General features: G+C 39.9%; 3 protein-coding genes and 1 pseudogene. All 4 read right to left on the reverse strand.

The window, feature by feature from the left end:
• Positions 1-148 precede the first annotated feature (148 nt).
• The gene (locus tag V7659_RS30810; RefSeq protein WP_335543804.1) at positions 149-457 is read right to left on the reverse strand and encodes an NAD(P)H-dependent oxidoreductase; all 309 of its coding nucleotides are present in this window, start codon (positions 455-457) and stop codon (positions 149-151) included.
• Between the two features lie 229 nt (positions 458-686).
• Positions 687-2,102 carry a dihydrolipoyl dehydrogenase gene (gene lpdA, locus V7659_RS30815; protein WP_335543805.1) on the reverse strand — a complete coding sequence of 472 codons (1,416 nt, stop codon included), beginning with the start codon at positions 2,100-2,102 and terminating at the stop codon, positions 687-689.
• Positions 2,103-2,106: 4 nt separating this feature from the next.
• A pseudogene (locus V7659_RS30820) lies at positions 2,107-2,297 on the reverse strand (2-oxo acid dehydrogenase subunit E2); the annotation flags it as partial.
• Between the two features lie 53 nt (positions 2,298-2,350).
• The coding region (locus V7659_RS30825) for an alpha/beta fold hydrolase (RefSeq protein WP_335543806.1) at positions 2,351-2,676 on the reverse strand (326 nt) is incomplete at its 5' end.

A 2,676-nucleotide genomic window follows, 5' to 3' on the forward strand; every position in this document is an offset into this window, starting at 1 on the left:
GTCTAAATTTTGCTCTTACGAGCAAAAAAACAATTAAAGGCATTCGAATGAGCTCATTCGAATGCCTTTTGTCTACAATCTGAATCCTTCTTAAAAGAAGGATCTTTTTTATGTTAATTATTACAATTACTTAAGATTAAACCGTTACTCACTGGTTTGTTACGTATTTTACATATTCGGCAGCGGTTTGTGCCAATTGCTCATCGGTTACGTCACCAACCCCGTTCAAAATATACGGTGTCATAAAGGTCATACCGATAAATGGGTTCGAAGCCGTAGCCTGAATCGGCTTCAACAATTCCTCCATCGTGTAACGGTTGTAACCGGTAGGCTGATATGATTCCGCAGGCCCGAATGTAGAAACCGCTACTCCCAGATGTTTGCCGCGTAATGGAAAGGTCGTGCTTCGTATTCCGAAATCCCCAACAAGTACCCTATCGAACCATTCCTTCAACAAAGCCGGTGTAATACGGTTAAATCTTTATGCCTTCCAAAATCATGATCTTAATTCGTCTTTTTATTTATAGTTTGTAAATCTACTATTTCAAAATGCTAAACTGTTATTAAAGGCTTCCTCGAATTTCTTAAACACTAAAACGGCATTTTATCCACCAAACCCGAAACCATTTGTGATGGCATAGTTTACTTCTGCTTGAATTGATTGGTTCGGTACATAATCCAATAAATTATTTAATGATATGAATGGGGGTTCCAAGTGCAACTTCGGAAGCTTCCATTGTCATTTCTCCAAGTGTTGGATGGGCATGGATTGTCATAGCGATGTCTTCTGCAGTCATTCCTGTTTCAACAGCCAAACCTAACTCCGAAATGATATCTGATGCATTTGCTCCGGCAACTTGCGCTCCGATAACAAGTCCATCTTCTTTACGAGTTACAAGCTTAACGAACCCGTCTGTGCTGTCAATTGACAAGGCACGTCCATTTCCCGCATATGGGAATTTCCCAGCTACTACTTCAATACCTTCATCTTTTGCTTGTTGTTCAGTATAACCAACAGTTGCAAGCTCAGGGTCTGAAAATACGACTGCTGGAATACCTATATAATCAATTTCAGATGGATGTCCGGCAATCGCCTCAGCAGCAATTTTTGCTTCATAGAATGCCTTATGTGCTAATTGTGGACCTGGAACAACATCACCGATTGCATAAATATTAGGAACATTCGTTCGGCATTTCTTATCGATTTCAATAAGTCCACGGTCTGTCATTTTTACGCCTGCTTGTTCAAGACCTATTTCATCCGTATTCGGGCGGCGTCCGACCATTACAAACACATAATCAGCGTCTATTTTCTTTTCTTCACCTTTTACCTCAAAGGTTACAGTGACGCCATTTTCTGTTTCTTCTACACCTTTTGCCATTGCTTTAGTATAGAATTCTACACCTTTTTTCTTCATACTCTTCTTAACAACGGCAGACATTTGTTTCTCAAAACCTACGCCGCCTAAAATTTCATCTGCACCCTCTAAAATCGTTACTTGAGTACCAAAGTTTGCATAGGCGCCGCCAAGTTCGATTCCGATAACACCGCCGCCAATAACAACGATTTTTTCAGGAATTTCATTTAAGCTGAGGGCACCAGTCGAATTTAGAACGCGTTTTGTATATTTAAATGTAGGCAACTCGATTGAACGCGATCCTGTTGCAATAATTGCATTTTTAAAGTTGTATGTTTGAGCATTTGTTTCGCCCATTACGCGTAATGAATTACTGTCTACAAAGAATGCTTCACCACGTACAATCTTGACTTTATTTCCTTTTAATAGTCCTTCGACACCGTCAGTTAACTTTTTCACTACACTAGCTTTCCACTCTTGTACCTTTGAAAAATCAACCTTTACATTCTCTGCTGTAATTCCATATGCATCCGAATGCTTAGCTGTTTCATAGCGGTGACCAGCAGCAATTAATGCCTTTGAAGGAATACAGCCGACATTACAACATACACCGCCCAAATATTCCTTTTCAACAATTGTTACTTTTTGTCCCAGCTGGGCAGCACGAATTGCTGCTACATAACCCCCAGGACCTGCACCGATGACTATAGTATCTGTTTCAATTGGGAGTACTCCGACAACCATTTACTTAAGCCTCCATTAACAATTGTTTTGGGTCATTTAATAATCGCTTAATATGATTCATTGCATTCTGCGCCTGTAGATCCATCGACCATTCTGGAGTCGAATCTTAATGAAAGAGCAAGTACAGGAACTGCTACAATTTTTTCACCATCTCGAACAATTGGTTTTAATACGGCCAACCCCAAGAATAGCTACTGTTGAGTCATCTTTTTCATATTTATCCGATGTTAAAATATTAATTCAATTTGTTATTTAAGATTTTTATTAAGAAAAATATTTACATGTTCTGCAAACATTTCTGGATATTGGAATAGAAATCCATGGCCGGAATCCGGATAAATAATCAGTTGAGCATTCGGAATTCGTTGAGAGATGATATAAGAATTAACGGTAGGAATCATGATATCGTGATTTCCGTTGGCCACGAGCACGGGCTGCTTGATTTCTCCCAGTCGGTCGAAGGTTGAAATCGTTCTCCATGCCCCGGCACCTTTGATTTGGGCTTGCACCGATTCCGGTTTTACAAGCGGCGCTCTTGATTCTTTTCTTCTGGCAAGACGCTCTAAATACGCTA

Source organism: Neobacillus drentensis, from assembly GCF_036966985.1.
Classification (GTDB): domain Bacteria; phylum Bacillota; class Bacilli; order Bacillales; family Cytobacillaceae; genus Neobacillus; species Neobacillus drentensis_E.